This window comes from Priestia sp. P5_B4 (genome assembly GCF_056400385.1).
Genome location: NZ_JBFULJ010000044.1, coordinates 1 through 18,110, shown reverse-complemented (window position 1 = coordinate 18,110; position 18,110 = coordinate 1). Strand labels below are relative to the sequence as shown.

Below are 18,110 nucleotides of genomic sequence, written 5' to 3'. Positions count from 1 at the left end.
GAACATTTTCTGTACTTCCGGAGACTACAACAGTCTCACCTCTTGATATGATAGAGACCTGCATTTCTTCTTCAATTCGCTTTAAATTCGCATCTTGTACGCCAAATAATGAAATGGCTTCATTTGAATCATCAAGTTGTACGTTAATTGTTACTAGCTGTTCTGACATTCATCAATCTCCTTGAATAATTGGTTGAGTGTTCGCAATATTTTCTATAACTTGGTAATGTATTGATAATCTAACTTTACCATTGTCCTGTTCTTGGTGCAAAACTTTTTCACCTTTTATTTTAGCATCCTCACCTAAAGTTGATAGTAATTTTTTTCGACCGATTTCCAAAGCTTTTTCCACCGCCTCTTGTTTAGAATAGACGCGCTGCGAGTTCTGTTCTTCTCGTACAGCAACTTTCTCATACGACAGAGGTAATTTCCATTTAAAAAAATAGAGTGGATGCTCCACTTTTTCTGTCACCTTTGAGGCGTATTTTTCTTTGTTAAAAGCCCAAAGAGGCATTTTAAAAGCTTGAAAATCTAAATAGTGCTTCGTATATCCATTACCCGTTAATACCTGAAAATCAGTTTTTAAAGGCACTTCCACCTCAGACTTATACCATGTTTCACCGTAGACTTTCYCTTTAGCAGCTACTACTTTTTTATTTTTTTCGTTTCCAATAATACCGGAAACTAGGACCTCGCCTTCGTTGACAAAATCATTAACCTTGACTAAAGGTTGTCCTTTTTCGACAAACAAATTCGTAATAATGGCTTTCTTTTTAGCAATTAAATGTTGGTAAGGTGTTTTTTGCTGAGGCTTGGGCTCATTTTTTTCAACCACTTGGAAGTGATAAGAAGTGCCGCGCACTTCTACTCCCACCCAGGTAATATTGTTCATATTATCTGTTAAATAGCGCTGAATTTTTTCAGGACTCTCTAACAGAAATTGAAACTCTCCTCTTTTTACACCTATTTTGGCAAGCTGCTTAGTCATTTGATGTTCTGTTTGTGGTTCTGCACCGCTAATTTCCACTTTCCACACCATGTTGGAAAGCAAACCAAGAATAATAAAAAAAGAAAGAAAACCTAAAGCAAATCCACTATTTTTGATCACTCGTTTTGTTAAAAAAGGAAAACCTCTGCCTCTTATAAAATAAATTTTACAATCTGCGTTGCGAATTAGTATACGAATTTTTTTTACATCTTTCAATAATATCGTTGCTGTCGCTAGCTGACCGTCAACTTTATGGACATTCGAAATCATAATCTGTTGTCTCACACAATTATTTAAAAAACGTTCAATTCCTTTTCCAACAATTCGAATACGTACGGTACCAATAACAAAGTTTGTCCATCCATTCTTCATTTTTTTCCTCCTTGTGTTATTGTTCTAAATAAAGAACTTGATTGATTTTACCTTCTAAAACCAGTTCTTCTGGCAGTATTACTTTAATGACCAGTCCTTCACCTCGAATTAACATTTGTCCCTGTTTTAGTAACACGCGTATTTCAGTATCAGAAAAGGCTAATAAACCTTTATGATTTTCAATATAAATGTGTATTTGTCCAACTAACGTAATACGGGGAAGATCCATTAATACATCAGCGGGTAGTTCCATTGTTTTTGTCATCCATCTTTTCATTTGGTGTCTCCACTTTTTGCTCATAAAAAGAACCCCCTTTCATCTCATGTTTATGAGAAAGGGGGTTAATGTATCACATCTATTTATCGTTTATATTTACGTTGTTTCGATTTTGGCGGCCCTAGAATTTCGGACCATATCACTCCTTGAACAGCTTCTTTACGAGAAATGGGCTTAAAAACGTTTTTCTCACCCGTGATTTTTGGTTTGTCAACTGTGATTTTCTTTTGAATAGATGGTTCATGATACGGACGATTTTTTAGCTCTTCCAATTTTTCTTGCAAAGGATTTGTTTCTGCTGAAGAAACAGTTTCCGGCTCCATACGAGCTGTTTTTGGCTCTTCTTTGACAGGTCGATATCTAGGTCTTTCCCGCCTTGAAGGATTGTTTACAGGAGGCATAGGAGCTCTTTTAGAACGCTGCTGTTCTTCCTCTTTTGACTGAGCCATAAAACGCTGCACAACGTTAAAAATAATTCCTCCAATGATGACAAAAATGAAAGCATTATTAATAATTAGTTTAATAAGCGTTTCAACGATATTCATTAGGAGAAAACCTCCTTGTTAAGCTGATTCATTATTTCTCATCGTCTTCTTTAGACATTTTCCCGATTGAATCACGCATATCCGTATCAGCAGTCAAGTTTTGAATATTCATATAATCCATGACGCCAATATTGCCAGAGCGCAGTGCTTCTGCCATCGCTAACGGTACTTCTGCTTCTGCTTCTACTACTTTTGCACGCATTTCTTCTACTTTTGCACGCATTTCTTGTTCTTGAGCAACGGCCATAGCACGACGTTCTTCGGCTTTTGCTTGTGCAATATTTTTATCTGCTTCCGCTTGGTCTGTTTGAAGAACTGCCCCAATATTTTTACCAATATCGATGTCAGCAATATCAATGGATAAGATTTCAAACGCTGTTCCTGAATCCAGTCCTTTTCCTAACACCGTTTGAGAAATCATATCGGGATTTTCCAATACTTTTTTGTGATCTTTTTGCGAACCGATTGTAGAAACAATCCCCTCGCCAACACGGGCAATAATCGTTTCTTCTCCAGCTCCCCCTACTAGTCGATCAATGTTTGCACGAACAGTAATTCGAGCTTTTGCTTTGACTTCGATTCCATCCATAGCCACCCCTGCAATAAAAGGTGTTTCAATAACTTTTGGATTAACACTCATTTGTACAGCTTCTAGCACATCACGGCCCGCTAAGTCGATAGCTGCTCCGCGCTCAAATGTTAACTCAATATTTGCTCGGTGCGCTGCAATCAGCGCATTTACCACACGGTCAACGTTACCGCCTGCTAAATAGTGGCTTTCTAATTGATTAATGGTAATACCTAAACCTGCTTTACTTGCTTTAATTAACGGGTTCACAACGCGAGATGGTATCACTCGACGAAGTCTCATTCCGACCAGTGTGAAAATACTAATACGAACACCTGCTGCTAATGCTGAAATCCATAGCATAATCGGTACAAAAGTGAAAAAAACAGCTAAAGCAATAATTGCTAGACCAATAACTACAAAAAACAATACGCTACCTACTTCCATTAATTAAGGTCCTCCTTTTTCAAAGGCTCTGTAAGCTTCCGCACCACAACCCTTGATCCCTCTACTTTTATAATATTTACTAACACATCTTTGTCTAAATATCCGCCTTCAGTGACTACATCCACATACTCTTCATCGATGAGCACGGTACCTGAAGGACGAAGCGGCGTTGTTGTTTTACCTTGTTTTCCTATTAATTCATAACGATTTTGATTCGACACGTAGCCAGATTCAGTATTAAGTGAATCATTAAGCACCATTTTTTTGAAAGGTGTAAGCTTTCTTTTAAAAAATTTCATCATCACAAACGCACCTCCCAGTGCCACCACTATTGCAATTACAAGAGAAATTCCCATTTCGACATTATTATCTGTTGACATAAAAAAACTTAAAATGATAGCTCCAAGTCCTAGTAGTCCTAAAACTCCGCCTGGTACTACAATCTCTAACAGAAGCAATATAATTCCTGCTATAAATAAAACGAGCGCTTCCATGCCAGCTAATCCTGCTACCATATGACCATAGAAAAATAAAAGAAGTGAAGCTATTCCAATAGAGCCCGCAATACCAAATGAAGGCGTAAACAATTCAATTACAATTCCTAAAGCACCAATGGATAATAAAATGGGAACAACAAGCGGATGGGTAAGAAAACGAGCAATTTGTTCACTTACACTCATTTTCGCATACGTCAGTTTAGCATCTTCATAGCCAAGTACGCTTAGGAGACCGTCTAAATTTTTTACAGTCCCTTCTGAATAACCAACTTGCTCGGCTTGCTTAGGAGTGAGCGTCAGCAATTCGTTTCCTTTTAAGTTGAGCTCAGGTATTACCATCTTGGTATTTGCCATCGCTTCTGCATATTTAGGGTTTCGGTTATTTTGTTCTGCTGCGCTCTTCATAGCCGATAACCAGTAGGACTGAGCTTTTTTTCCTGCGGCATTTCCCTGTTGGTCAATCACTGCTGCCGATCCCATTGTAGAACCGGGTGTCATATAAATTTGATCGGCGTTAAGTGCAATATACGCTCCGGCTGATAATGCTTTTTTATCGACAAAAGCAGCGGTAGGAATAGGTGTTGAGGTTAAGCTTTTAGCTATTTCAGAAGCTGCATCTACAGCTCCTCCAGGAGTATCTATGTCCAATATAATCAAATCTGCACCGTCATTTTCCGCATCTTTAATGGATCTGTTTAGAAAAGAAAGCAGTCCATTTTCTACCGTTTTATTTACAGGAATAACGTGTACACGCTTCACGTCAGCGGTGCTAATAGTGGGGAATAACCCAGTGGCTAAGATAAGAAAGCACACGAAAGAAAATAAGGTTTTCACCGAATACACTTCCCTCCTTCCATAGATAGTATGAGCATGTATCTGTATATACGAATAACTTTAACAATAGTTTCAAATTTTTTAAAATTTATCTATTTTATTCTTTGCACAAGAAAAATAAAACATACGTTCGATTATTATCCATATAAAAAACACCTTACACAAGGTAAGGTGTTTTTTATGATAAGTGTTGAAGGACAAGCTTATTAACAAGAGAGCCATCCGCTTTGCCTTTTACTTTCGGCATAAGCGCTCCCATAACTTTCCCCATATCAGCTTTAGAGGAAGACTGCGTTTCTTCAATCGTCGTTTTAATAATTTCAGATAACTCTTCTTCAGTTAGCTGTTTAGGAGCGTAAACTTCTAAAACCGCTAATTCAGAATGAATTTTATCAACAAGATCTTGACGACCTGCTTTCTCAAATTCATGGAGGGAGTCTTTACGTTGTTTGAATTCGCGAGAAATAACCGTCAACTCGTCTGCTTCAGTTAGGTCGGTTCCTAACTTAATGGCTTCGTTTTGAAGAGATGCTTTGACCATACGAATGACCCCAAGCTTCTCTTTCTCTTTGTTTTTCATCGCTTGTTTCATATCACTATTTAAACGCTCGAGAAGACTCATAAATCCACCCTCTTATTAGAACTTGCGTTTTCTAGCAGCTTCAGATTTCTTCTTACGCTTTACGCTAGGCTTTTCATAGAATTCGCGCTTTCTTGCTTCTTGTAACGTACCAGTTTTTGAAACTGAACGTTTGAAGCGACGAAGAGCATCTTCAAGCGATTCGTTTTTACGAACAACTGTTCTTGACATTCTAATTCCCTCCCTCCGAACAAAACCACTAACATCATAATGAAATGACATGTTAGACATGTCTTTTGCAATTATAATATAATGATTCCTTAAGGTCAACCGCTTTACATAAAGTAATGCAGTTATTCCCCCTTTATTTTATGAACTTTCTTGATAAAACATTACTCGTTCAGCTTTTTTACACGTATGAAAAAAGCTGCGTATACACGCAGCTTTCCAATAAGTGTTATGAGCTCATTTTCACCTGATCTTGAAGATGAACCTCATCTAGCACGCGAACAAACTCACCTTCATTATAAGGATATCCAGCTTTTGAGATTTTCACTTTTACAAGCTTTCCAACCATTTCTTCAGACGCTTTAAACACAACCTTTAAGTAGTTATCAGTATATCCTACATATAAACCACTTTCAGGATCTTCTTTATATTTTTCTTCCGGAATTACTTCTAGTACTTCTCCTTCAAACGTTGAAGCATATTCTTTTGCCAATTGATTTGAAAGTTCGATTAAATGATGCACACGTTGATTTTTTACTTCTTCATCAATTTGGTCGGTCATACGAGCTGCTGGCGTACCTGTACGTTTAGAATACGGGAATACATGAAGCTCTGAAAAACCGTGCTCTTTAATAAAGTTATACGTCTCCATAAACTCTTCTTCTGTTTCACCTGGGAAGCCAACAATAACATCTGATGTAATCGCTAATCCAGGAAGAGCTTCTTTCAGACGGTTTAAGCGCTCACCAAAGAACTCCATTGTATACTTACGACGCATGCGCTTCAATACCGTATTTGAACCTGATTGAAGAGGAATATGCAAATGACGTACAACCATTTCTGATTGATCTAGTACCTCAATCACTTCGTCCGTAATTTGACTTGCTTCAATTGACGAAATACGAATGCGTTTTAATCCTTTTACTTGAGACTCTAAATCACGAAGAAGCTGGGCAAGATTGTAATCTTTCATGTCTTCTCCGTATCCGCCAGTGTGAATACCTGTTAACACGATTTCTTTATAGCCCGCATCCACTAGCTGCTGTGCTTGTGCTACTACTTCTTTAGGATCACGAGATCGCATTAAACCGCGCGCCCATGGAATAATACAGAATGTACAGAAGTTGTTACAGCCTTCTTGAATCTTTAACGAAGCACGCGTACGGTCTGTAAAAGCCGGTACATCTAGCTCTTCATATACGCGTGTTTTCATAATGTTTCCTACGCCGTTAATCGGCTGACGCTCTTTTTTAAATTGTTCAATATAATCAAGCATCTTAACGCGATCTTGTGTACCTACTACGATATCAACACCAGGAATGGCCATAATTTCAGCTGGCGAAGTTTGAGCATAACACCCAGTTACACAAATAACCGCATCTGGATTTTTCCGCACAGCTCTGCGAATAACTTGACGGCTTTTTTTATCTCCTGTATTTGTTACAGTACATGTATTAATTACATATACATCGGCAGTTTGTTCATATTCAACACGCTCATAGCCTTGGCCTTTGAACAATTGCCAAATTGCTTCTGTTTCATAGTGATTTACTTTACACCCTAGCGTGTGAAAAGCAACTGTTGACATAATCATCACCTCATTAACTCAGTTTGATAAGATATAGCAGACAGCGCATATAAAGGAGCTGTTTCTGCTCGTAAAATCCGCGGACCAAATCCGCTTATTGTAAATTCATTTTCTTCTAATACTTCTACTTCCTGCTCGGTCAAACCACCCTCGGGGCCTACAACCACAAGCACGGAATGGCCCGGTTTTAAAGCCGAAAGAACAGCGTGCAGATGAGATGTTTCTCCTTGCTTTGCTCTTTCTTCATAGGCTACAACTTTATGAGTATAGTCACCGCTAATTTCTAATAGCTTTTTAAAAGAAATTGGGGCTTCTACTGCTGGTACAATCGTACGATGAGATTGTTCTGCAGCCTCTTTAGCAATCTTGTTCCAGCGATCTACTTTTTTTTGACTCTTTTTATCATCCCATTTAACAACTGAACGAGCCGCAATAAAAGGGATAAACTTATACGCCCCAAGTTCTGTCCCTTTTTGGATAATAAGCTCGAGCTTATCCCCTTTAGGCAGACCGTTCACAATTGTAACATGGACTGGAAGCTCTTTTTCTTCGCTTATCCATTCTATAATAGATGCTTTCACTTCGTTAGCGGAAATATTTTCAATTTCACACAAAGCAGCTTGCCCCTGTTCATTACAGGCAATAAACTGTGATCCTTCATTCATTCTCATGACGCGTGAGATATGATGGGCATCATCCTGTGTCACTATGACACTTTGCTCTTGAAATTGATCATTTGGCAGAAAATAACGTTGCATCTTGACACCTTCTCACTTGTTAAGCTTGTTTTTGCGCAATAATTGCTACCCAGTCTTCCATAAGCGTTACTTCTTGAATAACAAAGCCCGCTCCCGTTAACGCTTTTTTGACATCTTCTTTTTTCGCACTAATAATACCTGATGTAATGAACATGCCTCCTGGCTTTAACACCTTTGCAGCATCGTCTACAAAACGAACGATTACTTCAGCTAGAATATTCGCCACAACAATGTCAACCGGTCCTTCTATACCTTGCAATAAGTTGTTTTGACCTACTGTTACGACGTTCCCAACTTGATTCAGTTCAATATTTTCGCGAGCAGAACGGACGGCTACTTCATCAAGGTCTAGAGCTTGTACATTACTTGCTCCTAACAGAGCTGCGCCAATGCTTAGCACTCCTGAACCTGTACCCACGTCAATAACAGTATCTCCTGCTTTCACTGTTCTTTCCAATGCTTGAAGAGACATAACCGTTGTTGGATGCGTACCTGTCCCAAAAGCCATTCCGGGATCCAGCTCGATAATCAATTCATCTGTGCTTACTTTTTCATAGTTTTCCCAAGTTGGTACAATCGTAAAACGCTCTGAAATTTTCACGGGATGGTAATATTTTTTCCAAGCAGTGGCCCACTCTTCCTCGTTCACTTCACTGATCGTAACTTTGTTAGCTCCTAAATCAAAGTCGTAAACAAGCAGTCCATTAATTTCTTTTTTGATACCATCCACAGTTTCTGCTAAAAAGCTGTTAACTGGAAGATATGCTTTAATCACTACACCTTCTTCTGGGTAGTCTTCTACGTTTAAATCGTAGATTTCACCAAAAGTTGTATCTCTGTCTTTCACTAAATCAGCAGGATCTTCAATGACTACCCCGCTAGCTCCTGATTCATGTAAAATATGAGAGATGGGTTCAATTGCTTCTTGCGCTGTATGAATACAAATTTCAGACCATTTCATTGCTACCAACTTCATCCTTTCTGCCTTCAGTAATATAGGATTTTAAATATGAACATGACAGATGACAGGTTGGCAAAGTACCTTTACCAACCTGTCTCTGTTTACTATGAAAGACAATTATTCTCCTTTAATTGCTCGTTTTACCTTTGCAAAAAAGGAATCATGCTGCTCATCAACGGCTTCTTGACCGCTCAGTTCAGCGAACTCACGCAATAATTGTTTTTGTTTTTCTGATATTTTTGTGGGAGTTACAACTCGAACGTGAATATGCTGATCTCCTTGACCATATCCTCGTACGTTTGCCACACCTTTTCCTTTTAAACGGAATTTCGTTCCCGTTTGTGTACCAGCAGGAATCTTCAACTTCACCTTGCCGTGTAGAGTTGGTACTTCTACTTCATCACCTAGCGCTGCCTGAGCAAACGTTAAAGGCATTTCGCAGTAGATATCGTCTCCATCACGTTCAAAGAATTCATGAGTGCGCACGTGGAACACTACGTATAAATCTCCCGGAGGACCACCATTTACCCCTGGTTCTCCTTGAGCACTTACGCGCAGCTGTTGACCATCATCTACACCAGCTGGAATTTTAACATTAATTTTACGTCGTTTTGTTACTTTACCGTCACCGTGGCACGTTGCACATTTGTCTTTAATGATTTTTCCCGTACCATTACAATGATGACATGCACGTCGATTTACCACGCGGCCAAACGGCGTGTTTTGTTCAACGTTTAACTGACCTGAACCATTACAGTGCGAACATGTATCGACTTTTGTTCCAGGTTTTGCACCTGAACCGTGACATGTTTCACACGTTTCTTCACGTGGAATTTCAATTGTTGTTTCTTTTCCGAAAACAGCTTCTTCAAAAGAAAGTGTCATCGTGTATTGTAAATCGGCACCTTGTCTCGGAGCATTAGGGTCACGTCTGCGACCACCACCACCAAAGATCGAGCTGAAAATATCTTCAAAGCCGAAGCCGCCAAAGTCTGAGCCGCCTCCACCAAAGCCGCCAAAGCCTTGATTTGGATCAGTATGACCAAATTGATCGTATTGTGCTTTTTTTTGGTCATCACTCAATACTTCATATGCTTCTTTTACTTCTTTAAATTTGTCAGCAGCATCTTCCGCTTTGTTAATATCTGGATGATATTGTTTAGAAAGCTTGCGGTATGCTTTTTTTATTTCATCTTTGGTAGCGCTCTTACTGATACCGAGTACTTCATAGTAATCTCGCTTACTCATCAATACTCACTCCCGAATCGTTTCACATAAACGTAATTGTATCATTATTAATAATTCCATAGCAACATAAAAGTTACTTTCTATTGCTCCCGTACGCGCAGAGAGCCAAGTGAAAAACTTTCCCTTTCGCTTTTCCACGTTAAAAAAGTCAAAGCCAAGAAATAAGCTTGACTTTGACTTTTTAAAAAGATGTGAATCGCACCATGGCGTCATTCACGTTAGTCGTCAAGATGCATTATTTTTTGTCGTCGTTTACTTCTTCAAACTCTGCATCTACAACATCATCATTTTGAGCGCCTTGTTCACCTGCTTGCTGAGCTTGTTGAGCTTGCTCATACAATTTTACAGTTAACGCTTGAACGATTTCTTGAAGTTCATCTTTTTTCGCTTTGATTTCTTCAAGGTCATTCTTTTCAATCGCTGCTTTTAAAGCATCTTTTGCTTCGTTAGCTTTTGTTACTTCAGCTTCTTCTACTTTTCCTTCAAGATCTTTTAGTGTTTTTTCAGTTGTAAACACTAATTGATCTGCTTCATTGCGTAGTTCCACTTCTTCTTTACGTTGCTTATCAGCATCTGCGTTTTCTTCCGCTTCTTTTACCATGCGGTCGATTTCGTCATCTGATAAACCTGTTGAAGATTTAATTGTAATAGCTTGCTCTTTGTTTGTACCTAAATCTTTTGCACGAACGTTTACGATACCGTTTTTGTCAATATCGAATGATACTTCGATTTGAGGTACTCCGCGAGGTGCAGGTGGAATATCAGTTAACTGGAAACGACCTAGCGTTTTGTTGTCTGCAGACATTGGACGCTCACCTTGAAGAACATGAATATCTACAGCCGTTTGGCTATCTGCAGCCGTTGAGAATACTTGTGATTTACTTGTTGGAATCGTCGTATTACGCTCAATTAGCTTTGTAAATACGCCACCCATTGTTTCGATACCTAGTGATAAAGGCGTTACGTCTAGTAATACAACGTCTTTTACATCACCAGTTAATACGCCACCTTGAATTGCTGCACCAAGTGCAACTACTTCATCAGGGTTTACACCTTTGTGAGGATCTTGACCAGTTTCTTTTTTGATTGCATCTTGTACCGCTGGGATACGAGTTGAACCACCAACTAAGATTACTTTATCAAGTTCGCTTGCAGAAAGGCCTGCATCTTTTAAAGCTTGACGCACAGGAGCCATTGTACGCTCTACAAGGCCTGCTGATAACTCGTCAAATTTAGCACGTGATAAAGATACCTCTAAGTGAAGAGGGCCAGCTTCTCCAGCAGTGATAAATGGTAAAGAAATTTGTGTAGATGTTACGCCTGATAAATCTTTTTTCGCTTTTTCAGCCGCATCTTTTAAACGTTGAAGCGCCATTTTATCTTTGCTTAAATCAACGCCGTTTTCTTTTTTGAATTCAGCGACTAAATAGTCGATGATTACTTGGTCAAAGTCGTCACCACCAAGGCGGTTGTCACCTGCAGTTGCGCGAACTTCAAATACGCCGTCGCCAAGTTCTAGAATAGATACGTCAAACGTACCGCCACCAAGGTCATAAACTAAAACTGTTTGATCTTCATCTGTTTTTTCTAATCCGTATGCAAGTGCTGCTGCAGTAGGCTCGTTAATAATACGCTCTACTTCTAAACCAGCAATTTTACCAGCATCTTTTGTTGCTTGACGCTCAGCATCATTAAAGTAAGCAGGAACTGTGATAACAGCTTTTGTTACAGGCTCACCTAAATACTCTTCAGCATACCCTTTTAAATGTTGAAGAATGATAGCTGACATTTCTTGAGGCGTGTATTGCTTGCCTTCTGCTTCAACCTTATGGTCTGTACCCATATGACGTTTAACTGAAATAATTGTGTTAGGGTTTGTAATAGCTTGACGTTTCGCTACTTCCCCAACTTGACGCTCACCGTTTTTGAATGCCACAACTGATGGCGTTGTACGGTTTCCTTCTGGATTTGGAATTACTTTTGGTTCGCCGCCTTCTAATACAGCGACACAAGAGTTAGTTGTACCTAAATCGATACCAATGATCTTACTCATTGACAATGACCTCCTTCATAATATGTAGTGTTATTGATTCACTTTAACCATCGCAGGGCGGATGATTTTATCTTTTAATTTGTAACCTTTTTGAAGCTCTTCTACTACTGTGTTCGGTTCGTATTCATCGTCTTCTACTTGCATCACTGCTTGATGCTCGTATGGATCGAATGTTTTCCCGACTGATTCAATTGCTTCAACACCTTCTTTTTGAAGTGCCTCTACTAATTGACGGTATACCATTTCTACACCTTGCAGCACGGATTTAGTTTGTTCATCCGCTGTGTTAACTTGTAATGCACGTTCAAAGTTATCAAGTGCTGGTAAAATATCCGAAACTAATGATTGAGCACGGTATTTTTGAGCAGCTTCTGCATCGAGACGTGAACGACGACGGAAATTATCGAAATCAGCTTGTAGACGTAAGTAGCGATTCTCTTCTTCTTCAAGCTGTTGCTTTAATTGATCATTTTCTTGTTGAAGAGGGTTTACTTCCTCAGACACTTCAGCTTCAGTTGCTTCAGCAGAGTCTGTTTGAACTTCTTCAACCACTTCTTCGTTTTGTTCTTCTACTTGCTTTTCGTTTGACAATTCATTCACCTCCCTTAAATGTTTACACACATTTTCACATTTTAAACAACGTTTTTTATTTTATCACAGGGAAAGGATGGAAGTAATATATTCCACCCGATTCCTTTATTCTTTATACAAGTTTGTTAACACTTGAGACATATCTGATGACAGCAGCGTAAGCAAACTAATCACACGCGCATATTCCATGCGGGTCGGTCCCAGTATAGCAATTGTACCAAGCTGTTCGTGACCAAAGGAATAACTAGCTGTAATTAAGCTGCACCCTACCATTTCATTCAATTTATTTTCATGACCGATTTTCACATGTATGCCAGCCTCATTTGGGCTTAACAGCTTATAAAACTGCTGTTCATGTTCAATAATGTTAAACAGCCCGCGAATTTTATTAAGATCATGAAATTCCGGCTGAGCAAACATATTCGTTTTGCCGCCAACTACTAATTTGCCATTCATGTTGAGCTTTAATGCATCATTGAGTATATCCATCGTCTGCTCATATCCTTGAATGTGGCTTTTTAAGAGCGTCGCTACTTCTTTGTACATTTTATCATGTAAATCAGTAATGCGAACGCCGATGAGCTTTTCGTTTAAAATGTTAACCATTTTTTCAATATCGGAAGGTTGAATACTGCTCGGCAGCGTAATCGTCCGACTTTCAACGTGTCCTGTATCGGTCACAATAATGGCAACAGCTGACTGAGCCGTTAAAGGTAAAATCTGCAGCTGTTTTAACTTATGGCTGACCGCTTTTGGTCCTAGCACAATAGACGTTAAACTCGTTAAATCAGATAAAATTTGCGCTGACTTTTGAACGAGCTGCTCCAGTTCTACAATGCGTTCAGCGAATACCGAACGTACCGTGGAAACGTCGCTTGCTTTCAAGTGCTCCGGGGACACTAGATGATCAACATAATAACGATAACCTTTCTCAGACGGAACGCGCCCTGAAGAAGTATGAGTTTTTTCAATAAATCCAAGTTCTTCTAGGTCTGACATCTCATTACGAATCGTAGCCGAACTAAAATTAAACTCTTCTTTCTTAGATAATGTTCGAGAGCCTACCGGCTGCGCAGATCGAATGAAATCATCAATAATGACTTGTAAAATTAATAACTGTCGATCAGTAAGCACGCTTCATCACCTCTGTTAGCACTCTAAAACTCTGAGTGCTAAATCTAATAATAAATTACCAAATCACTATAGCGATGTCAACGATTTGATATTAGATTATCCCAATAAAGGCTTGAAAAACTTCATTCCCCAAAAATCGACCATTGTGTGTTAAAAAGACTGAGCTATTGTCTTCGCCCAAAAGTCCTTTCTCTTTGTATTCTTGAATAGGTTCTCCAAATACATCTTTTAATTCTCGATTGAATTTTTTCTTAAACTCCTCTTTTGAGACTCCCTTCGTTTTACGAAGGCCCAAAAACATTTCTTCTTCCATTTTTTCAGCCTCGGTCACGCTCACTTCATTGAGATATGCATTTCCGTTTTGCTTGACCGAATCAATGTACTTTTTTAACGGTCCAATATTTGCTCGTCTTATTCCGTCTATATAGCTATGTGCGCCTGCGCCAATTCCGTAATAATCGTCGTTGTTCCAATATGTTAAATTATGAATACTCTCGTAGCCTGGCTTTGCGAAATTACTGATTTCATATTGATGAAAACCTTGTTTGTCCATTTCTTTCATGAGCAGCTCATACATAGCTGCTTCTTCTTCTTGAGCAGGCAGAGGCAGCTTCCCTTTGTTCATTAAATTATAAAATACCGTTTTAGGTTCAATAATCAACGAATAGGCAGACATATGCTCTACCTCTAATGAAAAAGCCGTTTGAAGCGTCGAAGAGAAATCAGCTACCGTTTGCTCCGGCAGGCTATAAATTAAGTCTAAGCTTATATTCGACATTCCAATCTTTCTCGCTTGCTCAACACAATCAAATACCTGTCTGTTTGAATGCACACGTCCAATTTTCTCCAATAATCTTTCATTAAACGTTTGTACACCAATGCTTAAACGATTCACACCATAATCATGGAGAAGCTGAAGCTTTTCTTTTGTCAATTCATTCGGATTCGCTTCAAATGTAAACTCACCTTTTTCGTCATAAGGGAGGTACATACGAATCGATTCTAAAAAATACTCCAGCTGCTGTTCATCTAAGGCTGTGGGCGTTCCGCCCCCAACGAATATCGTGTTTAAATTGGTCGTTGGATAACGTTCAACTGTTTGTTTCATTTCTTCTCGCATGCTTTCCAAATACGGCATAACGGGCTGATTTTTGAAAAACACTTTATTAAAGTCACAATAGTGACAAATATGATGACAAAACGGGATATGCAGATATGCTGCCTTCACCATGGACTTCCACCTCAATCACATTTATAAATGATAAAAATACCGCAGAGTCTCTCTGCGGTATTTTTATCTATGTTTGTTCACACTTATTTACAGCGCTCAAAACTCTTTACTATCGTATCAGATTAGCTTGATTTTCAAAACTAATTTGACATGTTAAATAATAGAATTTCAGCTATTAATCTTCGTCCATGCGAAGCACAGCCATGAATGCTTCCTGCGGTACTTCAACAGAACCGACCTGCTTCATACGTTTTTTACCTTCTTTTTGTTTTTCAAGAAGTTTACGTTTACGAGAGATATCTCCTCCGTAACATTTTGCTAAAACGTTTTTACGAATGGCTTTAATTGTTGAGCGCGCAACGATTTTTTGACCGATTGCCGCTTGAATAGGCACTTCGAACTGTTGACGTGGAATAAGCTCTTTAAGCTTTTCTACAATGACTTTACCACGATCGTACGCCGAATCTCTGTGTACGATAAAGGACAGTGCATCGACCGTTTCGCCGTTTAAGAGAATATCCATCTTCACAAGCTTCGAAGGCTGATATCCAATAAGCTCGTAATCAAACGAAGCATAGCCTTTTGTATTTGATTTTAATTGATCAAAGAAATCATATACAATTTCAGCTAGTGGAATTTCATATACAATACTCACGCGATTAGCATCCAAGTACTGCATATCAATAAAGTTGCCTCGCTTCTTCTGACAAAGCTCCATCACAGCACCTACATAATCGTTTGGTACCATCATCGTTGCCTTTACATACGGTTCTTCCACACGTTCAATCTTTTGTGGGTCCGGCATATTAGACGGATTATCTACAGACAGATGAGTCTCGTCTGTTAAATACACGTCATAAATAACGCTTGGAGCTGTTGTAATTAAATCAATTTTAAATTCGCGTTCAATACGCTCTTGGATAATTTCCATGTGAAGCAACCCTAAGAATCCACAGCGGAAACCAAACCCTAAGGCCTGAGACGTCTCTGGTTCAAACTGAAGTGCAGAGTCATTTAGCTCTAACTTTTCTAGTGCTTCACGAAGATCGTTATACTTTGCTGTATCAATTGGATACAGTCCGCAGTATACCATTGGATTCAGACGACGATAACCAGGAAGAGGTTCACTTGCTCCATTTTTAGCAAGTGTAATCGTGTCCCCTACTCGCGTATCTCCAACGTTTTTAATAGCTGCTGTTAAAAACCCTACGTCGCCAACAGAAAGTTCATCTTTAGCAACGGCTTTTGGCGTTAACACACCTAGCTCCGTTACCTCAAACTCTTTTCCTGTTGCCATCATTTTAATTTTGTCGCCTACTTTTACTCGTCCCTGTACGATACGAATAGATGCAACTACACCTCTGTATGCATCATAAAATGAATCAAAGATTAGTGCTTGAAGCGGTGCATCTGGATCCCCTTCAGGAGCAGGAACTTTTTCAACAATTTGTTCTAAAATTTCTTCGATACCAATTCCTGCTTTAGCTGAAGCTAATACAGCTTCCGACGCATCTAATCCAATTACGTCTTCAACTTCTTGGCGCACTCGCTCTGGCTCTGCACTCGGCAGGTCAATCTTATTAATAACAGGTAAAATTTCAAGGTTGTTATCAAGTGCTAAATACACGTTTGCTAGTGTTTGAGCTTCAATACCTTGAGCTGCATCTACTACTAGAATTGCACCTTCACACGCAGCTAAACTTCGCGACACTTCATATGTAAAATCGACGTGTCCCGGTGTATCAATTAAATGAAAAGTATACTCTTCTCCATCTTTTGCTTTGTATTGAAGCTGCACAGCATTTAATTTAATGGTAATTCCACGTTCACGTTCCAAATCCATCGAATCTAAAAGCTGAGCTTTCATTTCTCGCTGTGTTAACGCATTTGTTTTTTCTAAAATACGGTCTGCTAATGTTGACTTACCGTGGTCTATATGAGCAATAATCGAAAAGTTTCTGATTTTCGATTGTCGTTTCAATCTTGCTTCTCTATCCATATTTTTTTCACTCCTACTGAAAATCGGCAAAATACACTAAACTAAATTATAACAACACATTCGTCAACATTCAATAAGCATTCCATTGGGGATTTTTCCATACAAAAAAGCAGAAAGAGATTCTGCTTTTAATTAAGAAGATGATGGATAGCCTTAAAAGCTTTTCCTATTGTACTTTTCACGCCTTCCGCTAAACTTTGACCTAGCGAGGAGAAAAAGTTAAAAGCCTTTCGTTTTTCTAGAAACTGCTGTTTTTCGTCAATATTCACGACTTTTTTTGAACCTAAAACAGCCGCTTCCACCTGACCGTCTGACGTTTTAGAAACATTAATAACATGTTCAATCGAAGGATCATTATATCCCTTCATTTTAATCAACCCTTGCTGAGCCGTCTGCATCCCTAAAAATACAATGCACAGTAAAAAAATGGTTAGCACTACTGATTTTAAAGTAAATTTAATCATATTATTAGGCCCCTTACTTCTTTATCTTCTGTAGTACTAACCATTATGACTATATTGTGAAGAACTCATTCATCTAAAAGCGTATTAATGAGTATATGCTCCAAAGTTCTCTTGATCCACTTCATGATGCAAAGCAGCGTTAAGTCCTCCTGCAACTACATTAGCCATATCTTCAATAAACATATCCACTTCTTTTGGCGTAACCATCAAATTATGGCCTAAAGGTGCAAGCACTTCATGAATAAGACGTCTTTTTTCTTCATCGGGAAGGGTGCCAATCATACCGAGATACGTTTGACGCTGCTCTTCATTAGGTAAATCATCCTCCGTGAGCTTCTTTTTTTCTCCAAACGTCATACCAGACGGAAGCAGCGACTTAGACGGCTTTCCCTGCTCTTTCATTTCTCGGCCAAAATGTTTTAAGATAAAGTCAATTGTATCGCTTGTAATGGAAACAGCATCCACCACCGTTGGAATACCTATTGCAATAACTGGAATGCCAAGTGTTTCATAACTGATTTCTTTGCGTTTGTTTCCAACCCCAGACCCCGGATGAATACCTGAATCTGAAATTTGAATGGTCGCATTTACCCGTTCAATCGAACGAGCGGCCAGCGCGTCGATTGCAATGATAAAATTTGGATTCACTTTCTTTACAACGCCAAAGATAATATCACTTGTCTCAATACCCGTCATTCCCATTACTCCCGGGACAATGGCGCTAACGGGTCTAAAGCCATCTTGCAC

The 18,110-nt window shown here is 39.0% G+C and carries 18 protein-coding genes and 1 pseudogene; all 19 read right to left on the bottom strand.

Features of this window, described 5'->3' with window-relative positions:
• Positions 1 to 169: pseudogene (locus tag AC1DRF_RS07535) on the bottom strand (PhoH family protein); the annotation flags it as partial.
• Between the two features lie 3 nt (positions 170 to 172).
• Positions 173 to 1,360, bottom strand: a complete 1,188-nt coding sequence (yqfD, locus tag AC1DRF_RS07530; protein ID WP_477740515.1) for a sporulation protein YqfD — start codon at positions 1,358 to 1,360, stop codon at positions 173 to 175.
• 16 nt (positions 1,361 to 1,376) lie between these two features.
• A complete protein-coding gene (gene yqfC, locus AC1DRF_RS07525; RefSeq protein WP_013059232.1) occupies positions 1,377 to 1,661 on the bottom strand; it encodes a sporulation protein YqfC in 285 nt (94 codons plus the stop codon).
• A gap of 59 nt (positions 1,662 to 1,720) precedes the next feature.
• Positions 1,721 to 2,182, bottom strand: coding sequence for a hypothetical protein (locus tag AC1DRF_RS07520; protein WP_043976190.1), 462 nt, complete (start codon positions 2,180 to 2,182; stop codon positions 1,721 to 1,723).
• Positions 2,183 to 2,213: 31 nt separating this feature from the next.
• On the bottom strand, positions 2,214 to 3,197 hold the full coding sequence (floA, locus tag AC1DRF_RS07515) for a flotillin-like protein FloA (protein WP_013059234.1): 984 nt from the start codon (positions 3,195 to 3,197) through the stop codon (positions 2,214 to 2,216).
• Positions 3,197 to 4,528 carry an NfeD family protein gene (locus AC1DRF_RS07510; RefSeq protein ID WP_427075304.1) on the bottom strand — a complete coding sequence of 444 codons (1,332 nt, stop codon included), beginning with the start codon at positions 4,526 to 4,528 and terminating at the stop codon, positions 3,197 to 3,199. Before AC1DRF_RS07510 ends, floA begins: the two co-directional genes overlap by 1 nt.
• A 178-nt stretch (positions 4,529 to 4,706) precedes the next feature.
• Complete coding sequence (locus AC1DRF_RS07505) at positions 4,707 to 5,150, bottom strand: GatB/YqeY domain-containing protein (protein ID WP_013059236.1); 444 nt, start codon at positions 5,148 to 5,150, stop codon at positions 4,707 to 4,709.
• A 15-nt stretch (positions 5,151 to 5,165) separates the two neighbouring features.
• A complete protein-coding gene (rpsU, locus tag AC1DRF_RS07500; protein WP_013059237.1) occupies positions 5,166 to 5,339 on the bottom strand; it encodes a 30S ribosomal protein S21 in 174 nt (57 codons plus the stop codon).
• 226 nt (positions 5,340 to 5,565) lie between these two features.
• Complete coding sequence (gene mtaB / locus AC1DRF_RS07495; protein WP_097824612.1) at positions 5,566 to 6,924, bottom strand: tRNA (N(6)-L-threonylcarbamoyladenosine(37)-C(2))-methylthiotransferase MtaB; 1,359 nt, start codon at positions 6,922 to 6,924, stop codon at positions 5,566 to 5,568.
• Between the two features lie 5 nt (positions 6,925 to 6,929).
• On the bottom strand, positions 6,930 to 7,682 hold the full coding sequence (locus AC1DRF_RS07490) for a 16S rRNA (uracil(1498)-N(3))-methyltransferase (RefSeq protein WP_427075305.1): 753 nt from the start codon (positions 7,680 to 7,682) through the stop codon (positions 6,930 to 6,932).
• A 19-nt stretch (positions 7,683 to 7,701) separates the two neighbouring features.
• Positions 7,702 to 8,643, bottom strand: coding sequence for a 50S ribosomal protein L11 methyltransferase (prmA, locus tag AC1DRF_RS07485; protein WP_013085059.1), 942 nt, complete (start codon positions 8,641 to 8,643; stop codon positions 7,702 to 7,704).
• Positions 8,644 to 8,760: 117 nt separating this feature from the next.
• The gene (gene dnaJ / locus AC1DRF_RS07480; RefSeq protein ID WP_013059241.1) at positions 8,761 to 9,891 is read right to left on the bottom strand and encodes a molecular chaperone DnaJ; all 1,131 of its coding nucleotides are present in this window, start codon (positions 9,889 to 9,891) and stop codon (positions 8,761 to 8,763) included.
• Between the two features lie 235 nt (positions 9,892 to 10,126).
• Positions 10,127 to 11,944: a molecular chaperone DnaK gene (dnaK, locus tag AC1DRF_RS07475; protein WP_013059242.1), complete on the bottom strand. Its 1,818-nt coding sequence runs from the start codon at positions 11,942 to 11,944 to the stop codon at positions 10,127 to 10,129.
• Positions 11,945 to 11,974: 30 nt separating this feature from the next.
• Complete coding sequence (gene grpE / locus AC1DRF_RS07470; protein ID WP_013059243.1) at positions 11,975 to 12,535, bottom strand: nucleotide exchange factor GrpE; 561 nt, start codon at positions 12,533 to 12,535, stop codon at positions 11,975 to 11,977.
• 105 nt (positions 12,536 to 12,640) lie between these two features.
• The gene (hrcA, locus tag AC1DRF_RS07465) at positions 12,641 to 13,669 is read right to left on the bottom strand and encodes a heat-inducible transcriptional repressor HrcA (RefSeq protein WP_043976185.1); all 1,029 of its coding nucleotides are present in this window, start codon (positions 13,667 to 13,669) and stop codon (positions 12,641 to 12,643) included.
• 91 nt (positions 13,670 to 13,760) lie between these two features.
• Positions 13,761 to 14,900 carry a radical SAM family heme chaperone HemW gene (hemW, locus tag AC1DRF_RS07460; protein WP_097824613.1) on the bottom strand — a complete coding sequence of 380 codons (1,140 nt, stop codon included), beginning with the start codon at positions 14,898 to 14,900 and terminating at the stop codon, positions 13,761 to 13,763.
• 175 nt (positions 14,901 to 15,075) lie between these two features.
• Complete coding sequence (gene lepA, locus AC1DRF_RS07455) at positions 15,076 to 16,899, bottom strand: translation elongation factor 4 (protein WP_013059246.1); 1,824 nt, start codon at positions 16,897 to 16,899, stop codon at positions 15,076 to 15,078.
• A 128-nt stretch (positions 16,900 to 17,027) separates the two neighbouring features.
• Positions 17,028 to 17,363, bottom strand: coding sequence for a DUF3679 domain-containing protein (locus AC1DRF_RS07450; RefSeq protein ID WP_013085063.1), 336 nt, complete (start codon positions 17,361 to 17,363; stop codon positions 17,028 to 17,030).
• Positions 17,364 to 17,447: 84 nt separating this feature from the next.
• On the bottom strand, positions 17,448 to 18,110 hold a 663-nt coding region (gpr, locus tag AC1DRF_RS07445; RefSeq protein ID WP_477740514.1), incomplete at its 5' end, for a GPR endopeptidase.